At 65.6% G+C, this 24,605-nt stretch carries 23 protein-coding genes; 8 read left to right on the top strand and 15 right to left on the bottom strand.

Translation table 11 applies throughout. The annotated features are described in order from the left end of the window. Positions 1-59 precede the first annotated feature (59 nt). Together Har1131_RS02560 and Har1131_RS02555 are read left to right on the top strand one after the other, a co-directional pair. Entirely contained in the window at positions 60-350 is a 291-nt protein-coding gene (locus Har1131_RS02560; protein ID WP_064288565.1) for a hypothetical protein, read from the top strand. Positions 351-356: 6 nt separating this feature from the next. Next, entirely contained in the window at positions 357-806 is a 450-nt protein-coding gene (locus Har1131_RS02555) for a DUF123 domain-containing protein (RefSeq protein WP_064288564.1), read from the top strand. On the opposite strand, the gene leuS is transcribed toward Har1131_RS02555, so the two are convergent. The 5 genes from leuS to Har1131_RS02530 form a co-directional block, all read right to left on the bottom strand. Then, positions 807-3,482, bottom strand: coding sequence for a leucine--tRNA ligase (leuS, locus tag Har1131_RS02550; RefSeq protein WP_151144945.1), 2,676 nt, complete (start codon positions 3,480-3,482; stop codon positions 807-809). 498 nt (positions 3,483-3,980) lie between these two features. Further along, positions 3,981-5,027: an ABC transporter permease gene (locus Har1131_RS02545; RefSeq protein WP_050038257.1), complete on the bottom strand. Its 1,047-nt coding sequence runs from the start codon at positions 5,025-5,027 to the stop codon at positions 3,981-3,983. Between the two features lie 10 nt (positions 5,028-5,037). Next, on the bottom strand, positions 5,038-6,318 hold the full coding sequence (locus tag Har1131_RS02540; RefSeq protein WP_014041668.1) for an ABC transporter permease: 1,281 nt from the start codon (positions 6,316-6,318) through the stop codon (positions 5,038-5,040). Next, positions 6,315-7,871: an ABC transporter ATP-binding protein gene (locus tag Har1131_RS02535; protein ID WP_151144942.1), complete on the bottom strand. Its 1,557-nt coding sequence runs from the start codon at positions 7,869-7,871 to the stop codon at positions 6,315-6,317. Before Har1131_RS02535 ends, Har1131_RS02540 begins: the two co-directional genes overlap by 4 nt. 174 nt (positions 7,872-8,045) lie before the next feature. Next, entirely contained in the window at positions 8,046-9,212 is a 1,167-nt protein-coding gene (locus Har1131_RS02530; protein ID WP_050037262.1) for a BMP family protein, read from the bottom strand. Between the two features lie 157 nt (positions 9,213-9,369). Here Har1131_RS02530 and Har1131_RS02525 point away from each other — a divergent pair, with 157 nt between their 5' ends. Next, positions 9,370-10,563 (top strand): inorganic phosphate transporter, encoded by a 1,194-nt coding sequence (locus Har1131_RS02525; protein ID WP_129755798.1) that lies wholly within the window; start codon positions 9,370-9,372, stop codon positions 10,561-10,563. Between the two features lie 30 nt (positions 10,564-10,593). Here the strand turns inward: Har1131_RS02525 and Har1131_RS02520 are convergent, their stop codons facing one another. Further along, the gene (locus Har1131_RS02520; RefSeq protein WP_014041672.1) at positions 10,594-11,025 is read right to left on the bottom strand and encodes a universal stress protein; all 432 of its coding nucleotides are present in this window, start codon (positions 11,023-11,025) and stop codon (positions 10,594-10,596) included. Positions 11,026-11,533: 508 nt separating this feature from the next. On the opposite strand from Har1131_RS02520, the gene Har1131_RS02515 reads away from it, so the two are divergent. The 3 genes from Har1131_RS02515 to fer all read left to right on the top strand — a co-directional run bounded on the left by Har1131_RS02515 (position 11,534) and on the right by fer (position 13,676). Next, positions 11,534-12,142, top strand: coding sequence for an IMP cyclohydrolase (locus tag Har1131_RS02515; protein WP_151144940.1), 609 nt, complete (start codon positions 11,534-11,536; stop codon positions 12,140-12,142). Between the two features lie 76 nt (positions 12,143-12,218). Next, complete coding sequence (locus Har1131_RS02510; RefSeq protein ID WP_151144937.1) at positions 12,219-12,917, top strand: metallophosphoesterase; 699 nt, start codon at positions 12,219-12,221, stop codon at positions 12,915-12,917. Between the two features lie 90 nt (positions 12,918-13,007). Continuing rightward, entirely contained in the window at positions 13,008-13,676 is a 669-nt protein-coding gene (fer, locus tag Har1131_RS02505) for a ferredoxin Fer (RefSeq protein ID WP_050037264.1), read from the top strand. Between the two features lie 14 nt (positions 13,677-13,690). Here fer and Har1131_RS02500 read toward each other — a convergent pair whose 3' ends face one another. Further along, positions 13,691-14,866 carry an aspartate kinase gene (locus Har1131_RS02500; RefSeq protein ID WP_014041676.1) on the bottom strand — a complete coding sequence of 392 codons (1,176 nt, stop codon included), beginning with the start codon at positions 14,864-14,866 and terminating at the stop codon, positions 13,691-13,693. 201 nt (positions 14,867-15,067) lie between these two features. Between Har1131_RS02500 and Har1131_RS02495 the strand changes: the two genes are divergently transcribed. Continuing rightward, positions 15,068-15,466: a hypothetical protein gene (locus Har1131_RS02495; RefSeq protein ID WP_050037265.1), complete on the top strand. Its 399-nt coding sequence runs from the start codon at positions 15,068-15,070 to the stop codon at positions 15,464-15,466. A 6-nt stretch (positions 15,467-15,472) separates the two neighbouring features. Here the strand turns inward: Har1131_RS02495 and Har1131_RS02490 are convergent, their stop codons facing one another. From Har1131_RS02490 to Har1131_RS02475, 4 genes are all read right to left on the bottom strand, one after another. Continuing rightward, positions 15,473-16,447 carry a YndJ family protein gene (locus tag Har1131_RS02490; protein WP_050037266.1) on the bottom strand — a complete coding sequence of 325 codons (975 nt, stop codon included), beginning with the start codon at positions 16,445-16,447 and terminating at the stop codon, positions 15,473-15,475. Then, positions 16,444-17,118 (bottom strand): DUF4166 domain-containing protein, encoded by a 675-nt coding sequence (locus Har1131_RS02485; RefSeq protein ID WP_050037267.1) that lies wholly within the window; start codon positions 17,116-17,118, stop codon positions 16,444-16,446. The genes Har1131_RS02490 and Har1131_RS02485 overlap by 4 nt, the downstream gene beginning before the upstream one ends. A gap of 238 nt (positions 17,119-17,356) precedes the next feature. Next, positions 17,357-18,748, bottom strand: a complete 1,392-nt coding sequence (gene thrC, locus Har1131_RS02480) for a threonine synthase (RefSeq protein WP_151144934.1) — start codon at positions 18,746-18,748, stop codon at positions 17,357-17,359. Positions 18,749-18,813: 65 nt separating this feature from the next. Further along, on the bottom strand, positions 18,814-19,203 hold the full coding sequence (locus tag Har1131_RS02475) for a helix-turn-helix domain-containing protein (RefSeq protein ID WP_004959860.1): 390 nt from the start codon (positions 19,201-19,203) through the stop codon (positions 18,814-18,816). Positions 19,204-19,646: 443 nt separating this feature from the next. Here Har1131_RS02475 and Har1131_RS02470 point away from each other — a divergent pair, with 443 nt between their 5' ends. Next, positions 19,647-20,624 carry an orotate phosphoribosyltransferase gene (locus tag Har1131_RS02470; RefSeq protein WP_050037269.1) on the top strand — a complete coding sequence of 326 codons (978 nt, stop codon included), beginning with the start codon at positions 19,647-19,649 and terminating at the stop codon, positions 20,622-20,624. Between the two features lie 26 nt (positions 20,625-20,650). Here the strand turns inward: Har1131_RS02470 and argF are convergent, their stop codons facing one another. Genes argF through Har1131_RS02450 form a run of 4 tightly spaced genes read right to left on the bottom strand, consistent with a single transcriptional unit; the run spans position 20,651 to position 24,591 of the window. Continuing rightward, a complete protein-coding gene (gene argF / locus Har1131_RS02465; protein ID WP_014041683.1) occupies positions 20,651-21,547 on the bottom strand; it encodes an ornithine carbamoyltransferase in 897 nt (298 codons plus the stop codon). A 1-nt stretch (position 21,548) separates the two neighbouring features. Further along, positions 21,549-22,610 (bottom strand): [LysW]-lysine hydrolase, encoded by a 1,062-nt coding sequence (locus Har1131_RS02460; protein WP_151144931.1) that lies wholly within the window; start codon positions 22,608-22,610, stop codon positions 21,549-21,551. Further along, on the bottom strand, positions 22,607-23,734 hold the full coding sequence (locus tag Har1131_RS02455) for an aspartate aminotransferase family protein (RefSeq protein WP_129755806.1): 1,128 nt from the start codon (positions 23,732-23,734) through the stop codon (positions 22,607-22,609). The genes Har1131_RS02460 and Har1131_RS02455 overlap by 4 nt, the downstream gene beginning before the upstream one ends. Next, positions 23,731-24,591, bottom strand: a complete 861-nt coding sequence (locus Har1131_RS02450) for an acetylglutamate/acetylaminoadipate kinase (RefSeq protein WP_004959879.1) — start codon at positions 24,589-24,591, stop codon at positions 23,731-23,733. Before Har1131_RS02450 ends, Har1131_RS02455 begins: the two co-directional genes overlap by 4 nt. Positions 24,592-24,605 lie beyond the last annotated feature (14 nt).

Raw genomic sequence — 24,605 nt, 5'->3', positions numbered from 1 at the left:
ACGCTCGGACAGCCCTCTGTTTCAGAACGCATAGGTGGCATCGTCGCGTTCGTTCGCGTATGTCCGACCTGAGCGAGACGCTCGCCGCGGCGTTCGCCGACGAGACCGACGACGAGATCGCACAGACAGCCGCCGACAACATCGCCGACTTCGCCGAGGAGTACGACGAGGAGCTGACGAGCGACCGCGTCACCGACCTGCTCGCGGACGCGCCATACGACGACTTTGGCCGCCGGTTCAACTGGGTCATCGGCGAACTCGCCGCGGAAAACGAGGACTGCACCGACTCCCGGGCGTTCCGCATCGACGGGTTCGGCGAACTCGCCGCCGACCCCGACATCGGGACCTGAGCGCGCATGCCTGGCGGGACCTACACGCTGGTTCTCGAACGGGACGCCAGCGGGCCGATTGCAGTCGGCGCGCTGGGCGAAATCGAGTTCCCGGCGGGCTGGTACGCCTACACCGGGAGTGCGCTGGGCAGCGGCGGCTTCGGCCGCATCGACCGCCACCGCGCCGTCGCCGAAGGCGACAACGACACCCGGCACTGGCACATCGACTATCTGCTCGGCGACGCGGCGACGACCGTCGACCGGGTCGTCACGACCGAGGCCGACGTCGAGTGCGCCGTCGCCAAACGGGTCGACGGGCCGGCGGCAAAAGGGTTCGACCGCGTCGACGCCTTCGGCTGCTCGGACTGTGACTGCCGCTCGCACCTGATACGCCACGAACAGCGGGAGAAGTTGGTCGACGCAGTGACCGGCGCCCACGAGGCCGCCCAGGCGGAAACGACGGCCGCGACCGAGTAGTCAGGAGATGTGGATCGCGGGCTTGTTCGGTCGCGCCTTGGCCGCGAGGTCGTCGTCGGGTGCGGCCCGCCGGACGACGACGTCACAGCCGAACTCGTCTTCGAACAGCCACGCGGCCTGCTGGAGCGTGTTGAGTTCGCGTTCGCCGTCGATGATCGGTTCCAGTCCCGCGCCGCGGTCGGCCAGGCGGTCGGCGAACTCGGCGGCCGCGTCACCGTGCTGTTTGATGTCTTCGTCGGCCATGATTTCGCCGACGATGGCGTCGTCGGGGTCCGACTCGCGGGCGATCTCGTAGGCCCGGTACTTCCAGTCGGCGGCGACGACGAGTTCGATCTCGTTCGGTTCGTCGATGTCGACAACCTCCGTGATCTCGCGCACGTCGTCGAGGGTCTGCCGGACGACCTGGCGCTCGATGCGGTAGTCGTCCACGTCACGGAGCGGTTCTGGCCACCGGCTCTCGGCGACGAGGCCGTCCTCGTCGAGCAGCTGCCACATCTCCTCGGCGAGGAAGGGGGCGATAGGCGCGACGAGGCCGGCGAGCACCCGCAGGCCGCGACCGTAGGCGAACTGGTAGGGCCGGTCGTAGCCCGCGTAGCGCCCCAGCAGCCGGGCGAACCGCTGTAGCTCGCCGATGACGCGGTGGAACCGGAAGCGGTCGTACTCTTCGGTGACGGCCGCGATAGTCCGGTCGATTTCCCGCTCCAGGTACGCGTCGTGGTCGGTGCTTTCGGTCCGTGTCTCGGTTCTGTCAGTGTACTCCGTGACAAGTCGGTACAGCGTCTGCTGGAAGTCGTAGGCCGTCGAGACGTCCTTGACGGTCCACTCGAAGTCCTGGGAGGGGTGGGCCGCCGAGAGGACGAACAGCCGCGTCGTCTCGGCCCCGTACTCGTGGGGCGCGATGTCGTTGCCCTTCGACTTGGACATCTTCTCGCCGCTGTGGAGCACCGTTCCCTGATTGATGAGCCGCTCGACGGGCTCTTCACGGTCCAGCAGGCCGATATCCGACAGGGCACGAGTGAAAAAGCGTATATAGAGGAGGTGGAGCACCGCGTGTTCCTCGCCGCCGACGTACACGTCGATCGGGAGCCACTCGTCGGCGGTTTCCTGGTCGAAGGGGGCATCTTCGAAATGCGGCGACAAGTATCGCAGGAAGTACCACGAGGAGTCGACGAACGTGTCCATCGTGTCCGTCTCTCGCACCGCGTCGGCCCCGCAGTCGGGACACGTCGTCTGCTTCCACTCCTCAGCCGCATCAAGGGGATTGCCGGTCGTCTGGACGTAGTCGGGCAGTTCCACCGGCAGGTCGTCTTCCGGAACCGGGACGTGGCCGCAGTCGTCGCAGTGAACGATGGGAATCGGCGTCCCCCAGTAGCGCTGCCGGGAGATGAGCCAGTCCCGCAGGCGGTAGGTCACCGCGGACTCGGCGGCCCCGTGCTCGCGCAGGCGCTCGCGGGCGGCGGAGCTGGCGAGCCCGTCGTACTCGCCGCTGTCCGTGAGCATCCCGTCGCCGGTGTAGGGCGCGTGCGGCAGGTCCGTCCCGCTGCCGTCGACCGGTTCGACAGCCTGCTCGACGGGCAGGTCGTGTTCGTCGGCGAAGGCGTGGTCCTGTTCGTTGTGGGCCGGCACGCCCATGACCGCGCCTGTTCCCACGTCATCCAGCACGTACGCCGCGACGTACACCGGCAGTTCCTCGCCGGTGTAGGGGTGGGTCGCGGTGAGGTCCGTCTCGACGCCGCTCATCCCGGCGTCATCCGTGCTCGCCACTGATTCCACGTAGTCGGCGACGGCGTCGTCCGTCTCGGCCAGCGCTCGCGCGAGGTCGTGGCCCGGCGACAGCGCCAGATACGTCGCGCCGTACGCCGTGTCGAGTCGCGTCGTGAACGCCTCGACAGTGTCGTGGTCGTCGTGGTCGACCGAAAAGGCGACGCGAGCACCTTCTTGTCGACCGATCCAGTTGCGCTGGCTGTCCCGAACGCCGTCGGGCCATCCCTCCAGGTCATCCAACCCGCGATACAGCTCCTCGGCGTAGTCGGTGATGGCGAAGAACCACTGGTCGAGGTCGCGTTGCTCGACGCCGGTCCCGCAGCGCCAGCAGACGCCGCCGTGGGTGTGGCTGTGGCCAGTGCCGGCAGTCGTTTCGCCTTCATCAGCTTCCGGCGGCGTTTCGACCTGCGCGTCAGCAAGCACTGTCTCACAGTCCGGACACCAGTTCACCGTCGCCGCGCCGTAGTCGACCAGTCCCTCGTCGTAGAACTGGGTGAACAGCCACTGGTTCCACTGGTAGTACTCGGGGTCACAGGTGGTGACTTCCCGGGACCAGTCGTAGCCAAAGCCCATCTCCCGGAGGTCGGCTTTCATCTGGTCGATACACGTCCGAGTCCAGGACTCGGGGTCCGTGTCCCGCTCGTAGGCCGCGTTCTCCGCCGGCAGGCCGAACGCGTCCCACCCCATCGGGTGAAGCACGTCGTCGCCGGCCATCCGCCGGTACCGAGCAGACGCGTCCGTGATGGCGTAGTTCCGGATGTGTCCCATATGCAACGAGCCAGAGGTATAAGGGAACATCCCCAGCACGTACGTCGGGTCCTCGGCGTCAGTGGGGCATTCAAACACTCCGTCTCGCTCCCAAGCCTGCTGCCAGTACTCTTGAACCCGGGCGTGGTCATATCGGCGCGACATTTGCTACCTCGTCCTGTGCCTGCCGCGCACATGAGTGTTCGGCTAGGATTGGACTATTCTCTTCCAGTGGCTACCAGAAAGTCCCGAGGCGCTGGGCTCCTGCGACTCGCTGCGCTCTCTGCTCACGGCGCGGAACGCCGTTCGCACGTTCCGAGGGACCGCAGGTCCCTCGCTCCTCACTTCGTTGCGGTGCTTGTGTCGTGGTCCGAGAGAGCAGAGCTCTCTCATCATCCCGAAAATCGAAGATTTTCGGACGATCTCGAACGCCCAGCGCCTCGCCCCTTTCATCCCCACCCATAGCCGGTTGGCCAATCCACGCTGGGCGGGACTGAAAGGGGCCGCACCATCGGCGAACCCCGGCGCAGCAAGCACTGGCGCGAACGCAGTGAGTGAAGGGCGCAGCAAGCCGCGGGAGTCGATAGTGCGGGGGCTTTCTGGCTGTTCGCATTTGATCAACTGCTGCGGGCAGAAACAAGTCCAGAGAAGGTTGTGTCTAGCTCATTCCTCGCCGGACTCGTAGTGCTCGCCAGCGGCTTCTGGCAGGCGGGTTTTGCCCACCAAGGCGAGGACGACGATGACGGCGACGAACGGAATGGCCTGGACCAGTGAATCGGGGACGGCGATGACATCGGCTGTCTGGAGGCGCAACTGGACGGCGTCGAGGCCGGCAAACAGCGTCGTCGACAGCAGCGCGCCGACCGGGTTGTAGTTGCCGAACAGATAGGCGACGATGGCGATGAACCCCTTGCCGTTGACCATCGTCGGGCCGTTGCCGGTGAACTGGCCGATGTTGATGGCCAGCGCGGCCCCGCCCATCCCCGAGAGGACGCCGGAGAGGAGGACGGCTGCGTAGCGGACGCGGGACACGTCGACGCCGGCGGTGTCCAGCGCCTTCGGGTTCTCGCCGGCGGCCCGGACCCAGCGGCCGAAGGTGGTGCGGTTCAGCACGTACCACGACGCCGCCACGGCGAGGAACATGATGTACACCGCGGGCGAGGCGTCGAACAGCGCGCCGAAGAACGGGATGTCGGCCAGCGCCGGGACTGTTATCGTATCGAAGGTGCCGACGTTGCTGGTGTTCGGCCCGCCGTAGAACACCTGCGAGGCGAACGGCGCGAGGCCGAGCGCGATGAGCCAGACGGCCAGGCCGGCGATGATCTGGTCGGCGCGGAACTCGATACAGACGACGGCGAACACGGCAGCGAGCAGCGTCGACGCGACGATGCCGATGAGGAACCCGAGCCACAGCGAGCCGGTGGCGTCGGCCCCGAAGATGGCTGCGAAGGCCGAGATGATGAGCAGGCCTTCGAGCCCGATGTTGATGATGCCGCTCTTCTCGGCGAAGATGCCGCCAAGCGCGGCCAGCACGATCGGGACCGAGAGCCGTAGCGTCGAGGACAGCGTCGATTTCGAGGCCAGTACCCAGAATATCTGACCGGGCGTCGACGCCGGCGCAAGGAGGCCGAATCCGGCGAGGACGGCCAGTAGGAGGAACGCCGCGGCGGCGATGAACAGCCGGCCTGACATCGACGAGAGTCGCTCCATGGCGCTGTCGTTAGTCATCGGCACCACCTCCCGCGGTCGCGGTGGCCTGTCTGTCGCGCTGTCCCCTTGCGAGCCGCCGACCGATGATACGGAAGAACTCCGGCATCGCGACGAACAGGATGATGAGCCCGCGCAGGACACCGACCAGCTGTGGCGGCACGTTAGTCGCGAACGCCACCACGTTCGAACCGGACTTGAGGACGCCGAACAGGAGCGCGGCGAAGACGGCCCCGATGGGGTTGTTGCCGGCGAGGATGGAGACGGTGATCCCGTCGAAGCCGTAGCTCGGGATGCCAGTCTGGAACTTCCCGAGCGTCATCATCACGAACACGGCCCCGCCGATACCACCGAGTGCACCGGACAGCGTCAGCGACGTCAGGATGGTCCGTGCGGAGTCGACACCGCCGTACTCCGCGGCCGCGGGCTGGATGCCGGCGGTCCGCAGGTCGTAGCCGAAGGCCGTGTGTTCGAGCAGGTAGTAGACGCCGCCGACGAACAGGAGCGCAATCAGGAGCGCGAGCAAGGAGAAGTCCGTCCGCGGGTCGAACAGGATCGAGGGGAACTGTCCCTCGACGGGCAGTGTTCGGGTCTGTGTCGCCTGGCTCGTCGGGTCGGCGAAGTGGTTCCGGACGAGATACAGCGAGACCCGGACAGCGACGAAGTTGAGCATGATAGTGGTAATTACCTCGTTCGCGTCGGCGTAAGCTTTCAACGCGCCGGGTATCGCACCGTAGAGGCCGCCACCGATTGCGCCGGCGAGCAGCCCGAGCGGGATGAACAGAACGAGGGCGATTGTTCCGGAGACCAGCGAGCCGGCCCACAACACCGTCAGTGCGGCCGCCAGCGCGCCGATGATGAGCTGGCCCTGCGTCCCGATGTTGAAGATGCCCGCACGGAAGGCTAAGGCGACCGAGAGTCCGGTGAACACCAGAATCGTCGTCTCCCGAAGCGTCGCCGCGAACTGCGCGTTCAGCGGCGACCAGCCGCCCGTGAAGGGGTCGCCCAGTGCGCCGAGGAACAGGCGGTTGAACACGTAGAACGGGTCGTAGCACAGCGTCGTGGAACCAAAGGAAAGTACCGGCGACCGACACGTCGCCATCAGTCCCGCAGCGGTGACGATGACCGTCCCGACGACGAGAGAGAGCAACAGCGCCGAGACGGCGATGAGAATCCGCTCGCCGACGGAGGTCTGGCCCAGCCTGATGAGTCGCTGCCGGTACTGTGACCACCGGTCGTCCGAGGCCGGTGCCGGCGGGTCGTCGCCGTTCCGCGACGGGCCGTCGTCGCTCATTGGTGACCCTCCTCGTTCGCCGCAATGGTCGGGACGGCGTCAGGTTGCTGCCCGGCCATCAGCAGTCCGAGCTGTTCCTCGGTCACGCGCTCGGGGTCGACGATGTCGACGATCTCGCCCTCGTAGACGACGGCGAGACGGTCCGAGAGCGACTGGACCTCGTCGAGGTTCGAGGAGATGAGCAACACGGCCCGGCCCGCTTCGCGGAGCGCGTTGATCTGATCGTGGATGAACTCCATCGACCCTACGTCCACGCCGCGGGTGGGGTGGGAGGCGACGACGAGACGCGGGTCCCGGGCGAACTCCCGGCCGACGACGAACTTCTGCTGGTTCCCGCCGGAGAGGGACTTGGCGTGGGCGTTGGCATCCGGCGGCCGAACGTCGTACTCTTCGATTATCTCCTCCGCGTGGTCGCGCGTGTGGTTCCAGTCGATGCGCCCCTTCGAGGTGTAGTCGGCCGCGTGCTGGCTCCCCAGCAGGCCGTTCTCGACGAGGTCGAAGTCCATCACCAGTCCCCGCTCCTGTCGGTCTTCCGGGATGTAGGCCAGCCCGGCCTCGATGCGCTCCCGGCGGCTGTCGGTGGTCCGGTCGACGCCGTCGTAGGTAATCGTCCCCTCGTCAGGCATTTGGAGCCCGGTAATTGCCTCGACCAGTTCCGACTGGCCGTTCCCGTCGACGCCGGCGATACCGAGTACCTCGCCGGCCCGGACCTCAAGCGAAATCCCGTCGACTGCGCGGACACCCCGGTCGTCCTCCACGACGAGGTCCGAAACCTCAAGAATAGACCGGCCCGGCTCGGCGGGCTCCCGGTCGAGATCCAGCAGCACCTCTCGGCCGACCATCATCTCGGCCAGTTCCTCCCGAGTGATGTCGTCGGCCGGCACCGTCCCGACGTTTTTCCCCTCGCGCAGGACGGTGATTTCGTCGGCAGCCTCCATCGCCTCGCCGAGCTTGTGCGTGATGAAGATAATCGTCTTGCCCTGGTCGGTCAGCTCTTCGAGCACGCGAAAGAGGTCCTCAACTTCCTGTGGCGTGAGTACTGCCGTCGGTTCGTCCAGAATCAGGACGTCTGCGCCGCGGTAGAGCGCTTTGAGGATCTCGACGCGCTGCTGGACGCCGACGCCGACGTCTTCGATGCGGGCGTCGGGGTCCACGTCGAACCCGTATCGCTCGGACAGTTCACGGACCTGTTCTCGGGACTGTTCGCTGTCAACCGTGAGTCCAAGCCACTTGCGGGGCTCGTTCCCAAGCGTGATGTTTTCGGTGACGGTCATCGGATCGACCAGCATGAAGTGCTGGTGGATCATACCGACACCCTCGTCGATGGCGTCGCGTGGCGAGTCGAACTGCTGTGTCTCGCCGTGCACGTTGACCGTCCCCTCGGTGGGCTGGTAGAGCCCGTAGAGGACGTTCATCAGGGTGGTTTTTCCCGCACCGTTCTCGCCGAGCAGTGCGTGAACCGTCCCCTTCTCAACCGCCAGATCGACGTCGTCATTCGCGACTACCCCCGGAAACCGCTTTGTAATACCATCGAGGTGGACGGCCTGTTCCATACTCTGAGCCGTTACCTTCCCGTTGTTTTAACTTCACGGTTCCACATGTCTGGCAAAAATATGCGGCAACCGCGTGTGTGGCCACGGTGACTCGGACGGATTGTTGTATATTATTTTCGGATAATTCCGACCGCGGGGGCGGAACAGATCGGCAAATCGCTTTAACGATCCGTCTCAGGCGTTGTCGGGGTCAGTCGGAACGCTGATGTCGCCGTCGATGATACTCTGGCGGACCTCGGACACCTCGTCTTTGACGCCCTGTGGGATCTCCGAGCCGAGCTGCTGGCCGTACACCGCTTCGACACCGTTCTGTTCGAGACCGAGCGTGTTCACGGCACCGCCCTCGAAGTTGTCGTTGACGACGGATTCGACCGACGTGTACACCGCGTTGTCGACGCGTTTGACCATACTCGCGAGGATGACGTCACTGAAGTTCTCTTTCGTGACTGACTGATCGCGGTCGACGCCGACTGCGAAGCGCCCCGCCTCCTGCGCCGCACGGAACACGCCGGTTCCGGTGTTGCCGGCCGCGTGGAAGACGATGTCCGCGCCGGATTCGTACATCGAGAGGGCCGCCTCCTGTCCGCCGGAAGGGTCGTTGAAGTCGCCGACGTAGGCCGACTGTACCTCGACGTCCTCCTCCGCGTGCTTGACGCCGGCTTTGTAGCCGGCCTCGAAGCGACCGATGAGGTCACCCTCGACGCCGCCGACGAAACCGACGCTCGCGGAGTCACCCTGCGTGGATCCGGCTCCAGCCGAGAAGTCCTGGCTGGTCAGCTTCGCGGCCATCAGTCCGATGAGGAACGAGCCCTGATGCTCACCGAACACGTACGAGCCGACGTTGTCCGCCTCGACGACGGAGTCGACGATCATGAAGTTCTGGTCCGGGTATTGTTCGGCGGTTTCTGTAAGGGCGTCCGCCTGCAGGAAGCCGATACAGCAGACGAGGTCGTAGTCCGGGTTCGAGGACTGCGCGTACTGCTGCTGGAGGCTGCCGAAGTCTTGTACCGCTTCCGGCTGAGACTCGTCGTATTCGATACTCAGCTCGTCTGCCGCTCGGATAGCGCCGGTCTGAGCCTGGTCGTTGAACGACCCGTCACCGAGCCCGCCCGTCGCGTACACCATTCCGACACGAGCGGCCGGGCCGCTGTCGCCGCCGTCCCCGCCGTCGCTGTCGGTGTCCCCGCCGTCGCCTCCGTCACCGTCCCCGCCATCGCCACCGAGGCATCCGGCTAACCCGATTGCAGTTGCGGTACCAACACTACTGATGAACGTGCGTCTCCGCTGTGACATGTCCCACCAGCGGTGTCGATAGGCGTTAAAGACTTCGGTGTCGCACATTAGCCACATCGGCGACAAATCATGGCAAGGCGGGCCGATCGGCTGTCGATACCGACGCCGCGGACATTTTATGTACTGGGTGTGAACGGCTGGCAATGACAATCTGGTCGCGTTCACACAGCAGCAACTGGCAGGCCCTGACGGGGCCCAGCACGCGGTGACTACCGTCGTCTTCGGGGCGCTGGTCGCCCTCGCGACGCTCACCGGGCTGGTGACGGCCTGGACACTCGGTGCGAACAGCAACTCACCGCCCTTCGCCCCGGCTATCGGCGCGAACGCCATTTCGACGATGCGCGCCGCCTTCATGATCGGCATCCTCGCCGCGCTGGGCGCACTGACCCAGGGCGGGAGTATCTCCGAGACAGTCGGAGCCGGCCTCATCGACGGTGTCGCCATCACATCGCTCGCAGCCATTGCCGGCCTGTTGACCGCGACGGGGTTCATGGCGTTCGGGATCTACTCGGGCTACCCCGTTCCAGCGGCGTTCGCGACGACGGGCGCGATGGTCGGCGTCGGGCTCTCGCTGGGCGGTCAGCCGGTCTTCGACACCTACCGCCGCATCATCACGTTCTGGCTGCTTGTCCCGCCAGTGTCGGGGAGCCTGGCCTATCTCACCGCGACCGTGTTGCGCCGGGACGACATCCCCGAGACGGTCGGCGTCCCGTTACTCGCCGGCGTCGTCGGCGGTATCGTCGCCAACGTCCAGTTGAGTATCATCCCGTCGCCGACCGGCACTGACCAGGGCTCGCTGGCCGGCTTCGCCGCGATGGTCGCTGGAACGGATATCGCGGCTGTCGCCGCGACGCTACTGGTCGCCGCCGGGAGCTTCTACTACATCCGCCGGCAGACCCAGGCCTCCGTCGACAAGGGCATCAAGACCTTTCTCGTCGTTCTCGGCAGCGTCGTCGCCTTCTCCAGTGGCGGCAGTCAGGTCGGCCTCGCGACCGGCCCGCTGGAGAACCTCTACGGCACCGAACTCGGCCTGCCCGGGTTCGTGTTGCTGGCACTCGGTGCGGTGGGCATCCTCGGCGGGGCGTGGATGGGCGCGCCTCGCCTGCTACAGGCGACCTCCCGCGAGTACGCACAGCTGGGCGTCCGGCGCTCAATCGCCGCACTGGTTCCCGGGTTCATCATCGCACAGGCCGCCATCGCGCTGGGCATCCCCATCTCGTTCAACAACATCATCATCTCCGGGGTCATCGGCGGCGGCCTGGCTGGCGGCTCCGCCGGCGTCTCGCGCCGGAAAATTGGCGTGACTGTCGGGTTCTGGCTCATCACACTCGTCACCAGCGTCGTGCTCGGCTACGGCGTGTATCAGGTTCTGGAAGCGGCCCTCGGCAGCCAAGCGTGAAAAGCTCCCGCGTGCTGTCCGGGTCGACGACTACCGGACGACCGTCACCGTCACCGGGGCTTCGCTGACGACCGCCGTCGCAACGGTCCCGAGCAACCGCCTGGCGATCTCGTTTCGCGTCTCGCTGTGACCACCCATCACTACCTGGTCCACGTCGACCTCCTCGACGTAGTCCAGAATCGTTTCGGCTGGATCACCGGTCTCGACGGCTGTCTCGACCTGCCGGCCGACTTCGTTGGCCTGCTGTGACGCCCGGTCGACGAGATTCGCGGCCCGCTCGTCGGCCGCCGCCCGGCGGTCCTCGTCCGGTTCGAGCATCCCGCCTTCGCTCATCCCGGTATCGAGCGGCGCGACGACGTTCAGGACCGTAATCCGACAGTCGAACGTCTCCAGCGCGTACGTCAGCGCCTCGTCAGCCAGCGGTGAGCCGTCCAGCGGGACGAGGACGTGCGTCGGTGCCATATGTTCTCTCTGGCAGGAAGCTACAAGTAGCCACGGGCAAGCCGGCGCTTGCCAGATGTGTGTCAAGCCCGTCCCACATGAGTTCGAACCAGTGGAAGACTCGAGTCCACTAATCACGACGCTGTCGCTCACGGGTTGTTCGCGACAAGAATAGTCCATCCTGGATTCGAACCAGAACCAGACGTGCTCGCTTCGCTGTGCGCGACTGGCGGGGTTCGAATCAGTAATTACGATTTCGCGGCTCGCGAGTTTGCTCGCCACAGAAATAGTCCATCCTGGATTCGAACCAGGGTCGAAGCCCCCAGAAGGCTTCAGGATTGGCCTCTACCCCAATGGACTGTGTGCACTCTACAGTATCGGGTGCCCCTTTGTAAGCGTTGCGCGATTCGGTCGGACATGAAGCGTGTCAGCAGCCCACACAACACCGCCAGGAGAACAATAGCGTCATGCCTACGCTAGACGGCAAGACATCGACAGCGCTTTTTCGGGGTGCTGTGCACACTCGCGTATGTACGTTGGACGATTTGTCGTCGTCAGTCCCGAGGTCGGTGCGTACCGTGTCTCCTCGCGCTCGTTCCCCAACCGCCAGGCAGTCCAGCGCGACGGGACAGTGACCGTCGAGCCGACGCCAGACGCGCCGGAGACGGACAACCCATACATCTCCTACAACGGCGTCCGCGTCACCGAGCGCGGCGCGGTCATCGGGAACGGTTCTCACGTCGACCCAATCGCCGAAAAGCTCGAACTCGGCTATCCGGCACGGGACGCTATCGCGGAGCCGCTCCTGTCGCTCGACTTCGAGAAGGACGACTACGACACGCCGCGGGTCGCCGGCATCGTCGGCGTCGACGCGGCGGACCCGACGACCAACGCCGACGGCCCGGGCGCGGTCATCGGGACCGTCCGCCGGGACGCGCTACTGGTCGAGGAAGTCACCGAGCCGACGCTGGTGGCGACCTACGAGGAGAACAGTCCAACGGCGTTCGACCTGGCTGCGACCGAGGCCGGCGAGGTAGCCCGCGAGGTGTACGACCACGAGTACGAGCACGCCGTCTGTTCAGCCGGCGTCACGGGGTCAGCGGGCGAGTTCGACGTGGCAGTGTTCAACGGGGAGTGAGCGGATGGCCACGCAGCGGACACAGATACTGAGCCAGGACCGACACTCAAGACCCCACAGGGGATAGACACTAGCAATGAAACTCGGCATACTCTCTGATATCCACGGCAATCGGGTGGCGCTAGCGGCGGTGCTTGCGGACATGCCGCCAGTAGATAGGCTGGTCTGTGCGGGCGACGTGGTCGGCTACAACCCCTGGCACGCCGACTGTGTCGACGCGATGCGCGGACACACCGACGCACTCCCTGCGGACGTTCCCTGGCCGACCGAGGAGGTTCCGACGGTGATGGGCAATCACGACAGGGCCGTCGCGGTCGAGACGCCGTTTGCGTTCAACGGAATGGCCCAGGCGGGTGTCGAACACGCCACGGAACAGTTGTCCGACGAGCAGACCGAGTGGCTGGCGGGGCTGCCCGACGAGCGACTGGTGTGTGACGAGCGGGTGAAGCTCGTCCACGGCCACCCGGACGACCCGGACCACTACACGTTCCCCGAGGAGTTCGGCCCGGACCTGCTGGGCGACGAGGACGTGCTCGTGATGGGCCACACGCACCATCAGCACCACGAGGTGTACGGGGACGGTATCGTGATGAACCCCGGCAGCGTGGGCCAGCCCCGCGACGGAAACCACCGGGCCGCCTACGCCGTGCTCGACCTCGCGGACCTGACTGTCGAGGAGCACCGCGTGGCCTACGACACGAGCGAGGTCATCGACGCGGTTACCGACGCTGACCTGCCGCGGCAAATCGGCTTCCGGTTGACGCAGGGCCGGTAGCCACAGGGAGTGTACGTCGCCTGTCGCCGGCAGCCTGCAGAAACTGCAGCGGGAGGAGGGAATTTATGTCCGTGACCGCTACCGTGTGGTGTGGAGTCCCCATTCGAGGTCCTCGGAATTCCGCCGGACGCGGACGACGGGGAGATCGTCGATGCGTACCGCGAGCGGGTGAAGGAAGCCCACCCGGACCAGGGCGGCTCGACGGAGGAGTTCCAGGCGGTCAAAGACGCCTACGAGCGACTGCAGAACGGCTACGAGCCCGGGGACCCGCTACCGGACGAGTCACCGACGGGCGAACCCGGGTCCGAGACTGAGCAAGCCCCGCCGGAACCGGACGACCCGCTGGTGGAGTTTCTCAACTTCGAGGTGCTGGAGGACCACGGCTGGGCGCTCGAAGACGAGGATCTGTTCGAGAAAGCCGCCGACGCGAACTTGCGGTCGTCTGATTTCGGGCGGTTCTACGTCGATCCGAACGACACGTTGCTGGAAGCGGCCGAGAAGAACGGCTTTGCGTGGCCCTTTGCTTGCCGCGGCGGCGCGTGTACGAACTGCGCCGTCGCAGTCGTCGAAGGCGAGATGCCGTCGCCGGCGAGCCACATTCTCCCGCCGGACCTCACCGAAAAGGGGATTCGGCTCTCGTGTATCGCCGCACCGGTGTCTGACGACGCGAAAATCGTCTACAACCTGAAACACCTGCCCGAAGTCAGCGAACTCCTGCTGCCCGCGAGCCGGTTCGAGCAGGCCTCCTCAACCGACTAACAAGTACCCAGCGATCAGAATACGTCCTGCACGAGCGAGAGGGCCTGTTCGCGGTCCTCCCACGGGACGAACACGGAGACCGACGTCGCGGACGTAATCACGTCGTAGAGGTGGATGTGCGCGTCGGCCAGCGGTTCGACGACCTGATGGGCGAGCGCCGACTGGCTCGGATCGCCGCCGGTGACACGGATGACGGCGATATCGTCCTCGACGGTGACCGACGAGAGCGTCTCGTCGTCGACGATACGGGCGTGCAGCAGCGCCTCGGCTTCCTCGGCGTCGTCTTCGTCGACGTAGAACGTCAGCGAGTCCATCCCCGAGGAGTTGGCCTCGATATTTATCTCCTCGTCGGCGATAGCGCCTGACAGGTCCGCGAGGATGCCCGGGCTGTTCCGGATAGCGCGGCCGGCAACGGTGACGCAGGCGATTGGCTGTTCCTGCAGGTCGATGAGGTTCTGGAACTCGCCCTCGATGGACGTGCCACCGGAGAGCAGGTCGCCGTGCTGGTAGTGGACGACGCGAACGCCGAGGTCGTCGCTCTTGTATGATAGCGCCGACGGCGCGACCACCTCGGCCCCGCGGAAGGACAGCGAACGGAGCTCGTCGACGGAGATTTTGCCGACGTTCCGAGCGCCTTCGACGACACGCGGGTCCCCGGTCATGACACCCTCGACGTCGGTGACGATGACGACTTCGTCGGCGTCCATGTAGTCGCCCATCATCACGGCGCTCGTGTCGGAGCCGCCGCGGCCGAGCGTCGTCACGTTGCCCTGATAATCTTCGGCGAGGAAGCCGGTGATGACCGGGACGACGTCCTTGAGCTGGCCGGCCAGCGCGTGGGCACGCTTCTGTGTCTCCTCGACGTCGACCTCGCCGTACTCGTCGGTGATGATCGGCCAGTCCTCGCTGCCGGGTTCGAGGAAGACGGCCTCGATACCGCGGGCGGCGAGTGCGCCCTTGAGCATCCGAACGGAGGTCCGTTCGCCCATCGAGACGATTTCGGCGCGGTCCGCGGAGTCGGCGTCGTAGTTGATCTCGTCGAGCAGTTCGTCGGTCGTGTTGCCCATCGCCGAGGCGACGACCGCGACCTCGTGGCCCTGCTGGACGGCCGCAGCAATCGAGTCAGCGGCCCGGTTGATGCGGTCGCCGCTCCCGAGGCTCGTCCCACCGAACTTGGCGACTACGCGCATGCTACCACCGTGTCCATGTGTACGTGAGTCATTGCCCTCGCGTTATCCGTCGCTCGGGATAACTGTGTCCATCTGTTTCCACACCGCACTGTCGGCAGGACCCGACAGAGTCCGTCGCGTGACGACCTATTGCTACGGAAGCGAACGCGACCCGAAGCGTCCGACACACCGTTTATTTGCGTGGGGTTCCCACACATATGCATGGATATCCGCGACGCTATCGAGGACGACGCCGAGCGACTGGCCACCCTCGCTGACGGGCCGCCGGACGTGATGCAGAACCTCGTTCACGACCGCACCGTCCGCGTGGCCGAAGAGGACGACGACATCGTGGGGTTCGTGAGCTTCGACGCCGAGCGTGGGACCGTCCACGTAACGCAACTGGCCGGGTCGAGCGACGCCTGCGAAGTACTCCTGACCGACCCTATCGAGTTCGCGCGCCGGGAACACATGTCCGTGGAGCTACTGCTGCCGGAAGACGAATCAGAAGTCCGGGCCGCCGTCGAGGCGGTTGGGTTCACCTCGACCGGAAACGGCCCCCTGTTCGACGGACAGGAGACGACGCGCTACCGGTTAGAGCCGGAGCGAGCGGAGCACTGACCGGCGTCACTGGACCGAGAGCCGCCACCCGAGCGTCGCACACAGCCCGAACCCGAAGGCGTTGAGCGAGCCGTGGAGCGCGACCATCGTCGAAATCGTCAGACCCAGCGAGCGGCCGGTGAACGTCGACACCCCGTAGCCGAGCGCAAGCGCCATCGAGATCGGGAGCGCCACGGCCGAAATGCCGAGCAAGAGCCCCTGCAGTTGGGGACAGGTGGGGACGACGCGACGCAGGACCACGACGCCGAAGGCCGCGACGGCGACGGTGAAGAGACTCACTGCGACGACCTCCACCAGCGGCGAGAAGGCGATGCCGACCGCGATGAGTGCCGGGCCGACGAGGATGACACCCGCAACGGTTCGGAATCCCCGCGAGCGGTCACCGAGGTGTCGGCCGGTCAGTCCCGCCGCGACCGGGAGGACGAACCCGGCGTAGTGGAAATGGACCGCCGTCAGCCGAATGATGACGCGGTCGAACCAGAACGTCAGGTCGAGATGGGCCAGCAGGAGCGCGATTGCACCAACTGAGACGTAGGCGAAGCCGGCGTCGATAGCCGTCTCCGGGAGCGTCAGGCCGCTTCGAACCCGGGTCCGTGCGAGCGCGGCGAGTCCGAGGAGGCCGGTGACCGCAAGCCACGGCGTTGCGAGCGCGGCGGCCAGCAGTGCTGGTGACGGAACGACCAGCGATACCGCAAACAGGAGTGCACCGACCGACTGGAGCCAGATGGCTGTGGTCGTGAGCCGATTCGCAGGCCCCTGAAACCCCCCGGTCACTGCCGTTCGGAGCGCGAGCGGGACCAGCACGAGCGGTGCGAGTGCAAGCGCCCGCTCGATAGCGGCCAGTTCGCCTGTGACCGTCATCGCCAGCCAGACCACCGCACCAAGCACCGCGCTCAGGTCCGCCACGGCGATGCCCCGGATAGACGGCTTGGCGACACTGCCGAGTGCTGGCTGCCGGGACCCGCCGGCGCGGTCGCTCATCGCGGCGGGAGCCGGTCGAGCCCGCGGACGATGCGTAGCTCGTCGGGCGTCCCGTCGCTGGCAGTCTGGTCCTGCGTGAACGTCCCCCGATAGCCGAGCATGTGACCCACGAGGTCGTTCTCGACGGTCGCGGTGACGTGGTAGCGTTCATCATCCTCGTCGTAGCGGTCACGTACCTCGACATCGGCGGCAAGCGGTCCCGGCAGGGGAACGTAGTGGTTGCCCAGGCGGGCCCACTGTCGGCCGCCGGCGACCACGAGCGCCCCGTCCTCGACCCGCGGGTGGAGTTCGCTGGCGATCCGGCCGTGTGTCCCCAGAAAGTCGAGCAGTCGCTCGGCCTCGGCGTCCCAGACGGTCAGCGAGTCGAACAGGCGGGTGGTGTCGCCGAAGTCGAAGGCGCGGCGGGTCGTCATCGCCTCGTGACCGCCGTCCGTCGTGTAGGCCACCGTCGTCACCGAGAACGGCACGTCCTCGCCGGCTTCGGGAAACAGCATGTTCTGGGTCGTCATCGCGTACAGCGCCGGGAGGACCAGCGTCCCGCGGGTAATATCCATCTCGCCGCGACCGACACAGACCGTCCCGTCGTCCGGGCCGAGGCTGTACCGGTCGCGGACCTTCGGATGGAGGTCGGCCGCGGCCTCGCCCAGCGCCCGCTCGTAGACGCCCGTCACAGCACCACCTGGGCCAGTGGCATCCCCAGCGCAAGCGGCGTCTTGACGGCAGTGTTCCGGTACAGCACTCCCGACGCGCCCCGTGTCTGTGCGTCCATTGGCTCGCTATTCCCGGGGCAGATAGATATTTCTACTGGGTAGGTGGCAGGAAAATATCGAACGGAGCGCCGGTGCAGTCAGTTTACCGCCGGGGGCACCAGTACAGCCGCGGAGCGGTTTGCGACCGCGCTCGCCGGCGTTACTTCTTCGAGAGGTACTTTCGGTAGAGGTACGCGACGCCGAGGCCGCCGGCGACCAGCGCCGGGACCAGCGGCGCGTCGGCGGCCTTCGACGCCTGTCGCCGAACCGTCTGGGCGACCGACGACGGTTCTTCGATGAGGTCCAGCACGGCTTCGGTGCTGTTTTCGACCGGCTCCGGCTCGTTCCCGGCCTCAGCGGCCGCCTCGGGGTCTTTGAGCAGGTGGCCCGTGGTCAGGCAGACGACCGACTCGTCGCTATCGACCTCGCCCTCGCGCCGGAGTTTCCGGAGGCCGGCGACGGAGGCCGCGGAAGCCGGTTCGACGCCGACGCCTTCCCCGGCGATGTCGCGCTGCGCTTCGGTGATCTCTTCGTCAGAGACAGCGACGGCGGTGCCGCCGGTCTCCCGGATGCCCGGCAGCGCCTTCGGCGCGTTGACCGGATTGCCGATGCGGATGGCGGTCGCGCGGGTCTCGACGTCCTCCCAGCGGCGGGTGTCCTCGTATCCATTCTCGATAGCCTCGACCATCGGAGCGGCACCCTCTGCCTGCACGCCGGTGAGTTTGGGCACCTGCTCCTCGGTGATTGCGCCGGCCTTGACGAGTTCGCGGAAGCACTTGTACAGCGCCGCGGTGTTGCCGGCGTTGCCGACCGGCAGGACGATGCGATCCGGGTACTCGCCGTGGTCGGCGTAGAACTCCTCCATGATCTCCAGCCCGATGGTCTTCTGGCCTTCCAGGCGGAAGGGGTTCAGGGAGTTCAGCAGGTACGCCTCACCGCGCTGTGCGAGGTCCTGCACGATGTCGAGACACTGGTCGAAGTTGCCGTCGACTTCGAGGATGCGCGCGCGATGGAGGCTCGCCTGTGCGATTTTGCCGGCTGCGACCTTCCCGGCAGGCAGGAGCACGAGCGTCTCCATCCCGCCGCGAGCGCCGTAAGCCGCCAGTGCCGCAGACGTGTTGCCCGTCGAGGCACAGGCCAGTCGGTCGACGCCGACCTCTTGGGCGACCCGGACACCGACGGTCATGCCGCGGTCCTTGAACGAGCCAGTGGGGTTCATCCCCTCGTGTTTCACGCGGAGCGCGTCCACGCCGATGTCGTCTTTCAGGCGCGGCATCTCGTGCAGCGGCGTGTCACCCTCGGGGAGCGTGACACCCTCTTCGAAGGGCAGGGCAGCGTTGTACCGCCAGACCCCCGAGCCATCGAACTCGTCGAAGGTCGGCAGGTCGTCGTAGCGGACTTCAAGCAGGCCGTCACAGTCGTCGCAGGTGTAGCGAATCTCGTCGAAGGGAGCAAACGTCTCACCACACTCGATGCAGGCCAGCCAGACGCCGTCATCGGCAACCGGCGGCACGTCGTCGGTGAGTTGCAGGTCAGCCATTGTCGGGACCATGCTCCCAGTGGGCAAAAGTCGGACGGTTGTCGGCTATACTGCCAGCGTTCACGGCGCGGCAGCTATCACTCGCTGGGCCTGGCGTCGAACTCGTCGATACGGTGATGAACCGCGACAGTCCACTCGTCGAGGGTCTCGTGCATCAGTTCGCGGGCCTCCGACAGCGGTGTCGCAGTGTACTGGTACACATGGCCGCCGCCGTCGAGCAACCGCCGTTTCCGCGTCGCGAGCCCCTTCTCGCGAAGCGTCGATAGCGACCGGTTGACGTTCGAGCGATCCCGACCGAGTTCGTCAGCGAGTTCTTCGACAGTGCTTGCAGGTGTTTCGAGCAATGTCTGATACGTCCGTACTTCGTGTTCCTGAACGCCGAAAACACAGGCCATCACGTCCGAGAGGTTCGGTTCGTCGTCGACCATCAGCTCGTGGAACTGGTCCGGAGAGGGGTTGACAGACATACCGGTCTGTATTATGCCAACCCGGATAAACTGGGTCGTTACCTCAACCTCACCGCGACGGAGTCTTGACTGTCCGCTTCTATCCGGTTCCGAGCTGTCGGCAGCGGCTCGGGAAACAGACCCCTGTGAACAGTTGTCGAAGATATAGGGATAGTTACTGTTTCAGCTAGAGGGACCAGCTAGCAGGATTCCAACAGCAGCTAGTACTGTGTAAAACAGTACCAAACCTATCGAAAAGGGTGCTGTTTCGGGTGGAGATTGTCCTCATACGAACCAGAGCTGCCACAGATCACCTATATCCGCATAAGAATGTCTCGTCGGAGTACATATCAAAAGCATTAATACTCACTGGCTAATGTCACTTTAAAAAGAAGTAAGCGCATTTCTCCTCGTGGTGTCCGAGCTACGACGAGGATGCTAATACTTCCCGATCCCAGAAACCAATGAACTACAGGAGTTTCGACCACCTCAGTGCTGATACGCAGGAGTGGATCGTCGATCTACCAGACGACCTGGATCTGATCGTCGGAATACCCAGAAGCGGGATGCTAGTGTCAAACTTACTTTCGCTGCATCTCAATCTCCCGATGACGGATATCGACGGGTTGCGGGAGGGCAGACTCCTACAGACGGGGGAACGGTACGACGGTGAGTTCGACCTCTCGGAGTTCTCGACGATACTGGTCGTCGACGACACCGTCTACACCGGGAGCGAAATGACCGATGCGCAGTCGACCATTGACGGGTTTGATCTGTCCGCGGACGTGTACTACGGCGCTGTGTACGTGGACGAGGGGTCCGAGCGGTTCGTCGATACCTACGCCCAGACCCTGCCGTTCCCGAGAGTATTCGAGTGGAACATGATGCACCACGACTTCCTCGTGGACTCCTGTGTCGACCTTGACGGCATCCTCTGTCGTGACCCGACGCCCGAAGAGAACGACGACGGGCCGAAATACCGGGAGTTTATCTCGACTGTCGACCCGATCTGTGTTCCCTCGGTGGAAATCGGGCAGATCGTCACCTGCCGACTGGAGAAGTATCGCAGCGAGACCGCCGCCTGGCTCGACGAGCACGGAATCGAGTACGACGAGCTGGTGATGATGCAGTACCCGGACAAGGCTACGCGGGTCGCCGCGGGCAACCACGGCGAGTACAAGGCCGAGGTGTACGGGTCTTCGGACGCCAAGCTGTTCATCGAGAGCTCACACTCCCAGGCCCGAACGATCGCTATGCAGACGAACAAACCCGTCTACAGCAAGGAGCAAAACCGGATGCTCCAGCAAGGGTATCTGACCCGCGTCGCCAGAAACGGCCGGATGTCCATCGAGGCCGTCAAATCCGACCCGCTCAGGTACGTCGATCAGCTCAGGTCAGATCCAGTTGACTTCGTCAAGCGGGCCTCGTCGGTGTTTCTCTAGGCCACGTTTTCCCGTTCGGGACGGGTCTACGCCTGCTCAGACAGCCACACCAACAACCCCTTCTGAGCGTGCAGGCGGTTCTCTGCCTGCGCCCAGACGATGGCGTTGTCCGACTCGATGGCGTCGTCGGTGACCTCCTCGCCGCGGTGGGCGGGCAGGCAGTGCATGAACGGCCGATCTTCGAGCAGGTCCGTCGTGATCTGGAAGCCCTCGAAGTCTTCGAGTTTCTGGCCGCGCTGGTCCTCCTGGCCCATGCTGACCCACACGTCGGAGTACACCACGTCGGCGTCGGCGACGGCGGCCTCGGGGTCGTGGGTCGTCTCGGGCGCGTTGCCGAAGGCGGCGGCGCGGTCGGCCACGTCATCGGAGATGCCGTAGCCCTCCGGGGTGGCAACAGTAAGGTCCAGTCCGACCATCGCCGCGCCGATGACGAAGGACTGGCAAACGTTGTTGCCGTCGCCGACCCACGCGACGGAGACGTCCTCGAAGTCGCCGAACCGCTCGCGGATGGTCAGCAGGTCGGCGAGCGTCTGGCAGGGGTGGGCGTCGTCGGTCAGCCCGTTGATGACCGGGACCTCGGCGTATTCGGCCAACTCCTCGGCGTCCGCGTGGTCGAACACGCGGGCCATGATGAAATCGACGTAGCGCCCGAGCGCGCGGGCGGTGTCCTTGACCGGTTCGCCGTGGCCCAGGTGGATGTCGTCGGGACCGAGGAACACGGCGTGGCCGCCCAGTTGCGTCATCCCCGTCTCGAAGGAGACCCGGGTCCGGGTCGACGGCTTCTCGAATATCATGCCGAGCGTCTGCTGGTCCAGCAGGTCGCTCGGACTCCCCTCGCCGTGATCGGCCTTGATGGCCGCGGCGCGGTCGAGGACGGTCGCCAGTTCGTCGGTCGTGAGGTCGTCGACGTCGAGTATGTCCATGTCAGTCCTCCAGCAGGCGTTCGGTCGCGGTTTCCAGCACCGCGACGGAGCGGTCGTATTCGTCGAGCGGGAGGTGCTCGTTCGGTGCGTGATCGAGGTCGGAGTCGCCAGGCCCGTAGGTCACCATCGGACAGTCCCACGCCTTCGCGTAGACGTTCATGTCGCTGGTGCCGGTCTTGCGAAGCAGCGTGGGCTCGCCGCCCTGCTTCCTGATCGCGGCCCGGAACGCCCGGGCGGCGCTGGTCCGGGGGCTCTGCATCACCGGCTCGACCTTGTCGTCCCAGTTGACCGTGCCGTTCTCCAGGAATCCGTCGGCAATCTCCCGGATCTCGTCGGTGCTGTACTCCGGCGGAACCCGCAGTTGGACGTCCATCGTCGCTTCGACGCTCAGCCCGTCGCTGGACGTGCCGCCCTTGAAGTCGACGGGCTTGCAGGTGACGCGTTCGAAGACGGGGTGCCACTCGTCGGTCTCGAACTCGTCGTCGACCGCCGACCACCAGTCGATGGCGTCCTGAATGGCGTTGTTCTCCGGGCGCGAGGAGTGGCCGGACTCGCTGGTGGCGACGTACGTTCCGGCCAGCAGGCCGCGGTAGCCGAGCGTGATGCCCTCCCAGCCGGAGGGTTCGCCGTTGATGACGGCATCGGGTGCCGTCTCGCGGTCCTCAACCAGATGGCGGGCACCCTTCGAGTCGACTTCCTCGCCGACGACGCCGACGAAGGAGGCTCCGGTGCGGACGGCCGTGACGGCCATCGCACACAGCGGCCCCTTCGCGTCGACGCTGCCGCGGCCCCACAGCACGTCGCCCTCGTCGGTCTCCTCGACACGGACCGGGATGTCACCCGGGACGGTGTCGATGTGGGACGTGAGCAGGACGCCGTCGTCAGCAGGCGCGCGGACGTTGCCGACCTCGTCGAGCCACGCCTCGCGGCCGTGGGCCTCGAAGAACTCGACCAGCCGTTCGGCCGCGGCTTCCTCGTCGCGGGACACCGACGGCGTGCGAACGATTGCTTCGAGCAGGTCGCGGGCCTCCGTGTCGGCCTCGCGGCTCGCGGCTTCGCTCATCCCACCACCTCCGCCATCGCGTCGACGACGGCGTCGGCGTGGGACTCGTCGATGGTCAACGGCGGAAGCAGGCGGACGACCGTGCGGCCGGCCGGCAGCGCGAGCACTTGGTGGTTCAGCGCGAGTTCCTTCAGGGCCGCGTTCGCGCCGCGGCCGACCTCGACGCCGATCATCAGGCCCTCGCCGCGGATGTCCCGGACCTCGTCGCCGATGGCCGCTTCCAGTTCCGTCTGGAGGTAATCGCCCATCGCAGCGGCGTTTGCGGGAACGTCGTCGTCGATGACGGTCGAAACGGTCGCGCCGGCGGCCGCCGAGATGACCGGCCCGCCGGAGAACGTCGAGGCGTGGGAGCCGTAGTCCTCGGCGATCCAGTCCCGGCACAGCGTCGCCCCAACGGGGAGACCGTTGCCGAGCCCTTTCGCCGCGGTTATCATATCGGGTGCGACGGCGGCTCGCTGGGAGTTCCACAGCGCGCCCGTCCGGCCGATTCCGGTCTGGACTTCGTCGAAGATGAGCGCCGCGCCAGCGTCTTCGGTTATCTCCCGCGCGGCTTCGAGGTAGCCGTCCGAGGCCGGGTTGATACCGCCCTCGCCCTGGACGGGTTCGACGATGAACGCGGCGGTGTCCTCGTCGACGGCCTCGTCGAGCGCCTCGCTGTCGTCGTAGGGGACGAACTCCACGTCGCCGATGAGCGGCTCGTAGGGCTTCTTGTACTTGTTCTTCCACGTCGTCGCCAGCGCGCCCATCGTCCGGCCGTGGAAGCCCTGCATCGTCGCGACGATCTTGGAGTCCCCCGTCGCCGACCGGGCGAACTTCAGCGCGGCCTCGTTGGCCTCGGTCCCGGAGTTACAGAGCCAGGTCTTGTCGATGGGGTCCGGTGCGGTGTCGGCGAGCAGGTCGTACAGCGCCGTCCGCTCGGCGTTCGGGTACGACGCCTGGACGTACGTGATCTTCTCTAGCTGCTCGCTGACGGCGCTCTGGACCGCCGGGTGGCCGTGTCCCAGCGGGACACAGGCGTAGGACGCGCCCATGTCTAAGTACTCTGTGCCGCTGTCGTCGTAGACGTAGGCACCGTCGCCACGTTCGATCTGGATAGGTTTCTCGTTGAAAACGAATCCGCTCATTGTTCCTCCGTCGCTGTCTGGTCTGTGTCCTGTTCGAGTGCGCTCGCGTGAACGTGGGTTCCGCCGCCGTCAAGCGCCGAGAGAATCGGTGACTCGGCGTTGGCGTCTGCCACCACGACCTCCGATGCGCCGCCGTCGAGCGCCTCCTCGGCGGCCATGATTTTCCGGCCCATGAATCCCTCTGCAGCGTCTTCAAGAGCGTCCCAGTCGCTTGCCGTCTCGACCGATTCGATGAGCGTCGACGGGTCATCGGGGTCCGCGTAAACGCCCTCGACATCAGTGAGGAGCACCAACTGCGCATCGAGTTCGCCGGCGATGGCCGCCGCCGAGCGATCGGCGTCGGTATTCACTGGAATTACCTCACCGTCATCGTCTCCCGCCATGGGTGGCCCAGCCACCGGCGTGTACCCATCGCCGAGCAAGGTCTCCAGCAGGTCGCCGTTGACCTGCTTGATCGTGCCCGAGTGGTCGCCGCGGCGAATCTTCTTCTTCCCGTCCTCGACGACCCGCACTGCGGACTTGCGCGGTCCGTAGAGCAGTTTGCCGTCGACGCCGGTGAGCCCGACCGCATCGACGCCCTCGCTCTGGAGGCCGGCGACGAGCTGGGTGTTCAGATGCCCGAAGGCCATCTCGAACACCTCCATCGTGGTCTCGTCGGTGAACCGACCGACGACGCCCGACGGCGTCTCGACGTATTCGGGCTCGACGCCGAGCCGTTCGAGCGTCTCGTCGACTTTGGTGGAGCCGCCGTGAACCACGACGACCTGTTCACCATCGGCCACTAACGATGCCACGTCCGCAAGCGCCCCCGCGGGGTCGACCGCGCGAGCGCCACCGACTTTGATAACGACTGTCATAAGAACTCAGGTCA

It is taken from the genome of Haloarcula sp. CBA1131, assembly GCF_008728975.1.
In the GTDB taxonomy this organism is placed as follows: Archaea; Halobacteriota; Halobacteria; order Halobacteriales; family Haloarculaceae; genus Haloarcula; species Haloarcula hispanica.
The sequence above is the reverse complement of the archived record's forward strand: the minus strand, read 5'-3'. Positions and strand labels throughout refer to the sequence as shown.